This is a genomic window from Bacillus sp. HY001, assembly GCF_007558965.1.
GTDB classification, from domain to species: Bacteria; Bacillota; Bacilli; order Bacillales; family Bacillaceae_G; genus Bacillus_A; species Bacillus_A mobilis.
Map to the genome: position 1 here is coordinate 1 of NZ_VLTE01000277.1, position 343 is coordinate 343.

Here is a 343-nt window from a genome sequence, read left to right on the forward strand (position 1 = left end):
CTAATAGATTCGTAAACTTTTGCTACATCTTCATCTAGCTTGTTTTCTTCGATATGATTAAGCGTTTCTTCAATTGGAACCGTGTTGATTTCTACATGTGTTTCTTCTAGCTCTGTTATTGTAACGGGAAGTGAAGTAGATTCTATACTTGTTTCTGCAGTTCCTATCATTGTAACGGGAAGTCCATCAGATGGGAATTCTTCAAACAATGGTTCGGTCTCAACAGGAATCACGGAATGAATAATGGAATCTTTATTCCAATCTTGCTCTAACATAGTAATAGATAATTCTTTGTTTAGTTCTGCTACCTCCATGTTTATTTCATAGCATTCTTCCATAGGAG

Annotated in this window: 1 pseudogene; it reads right to left on the reverse strand. The window is 35.6% G+C overall.

Going from position 1 to position 343, the window contains the following annotated elements:
- Positions 1–343: pseudogene (locus tag FOT98_RS31275) on the reverse strand (DNA translocase FtsK); the annotation flags it as partial.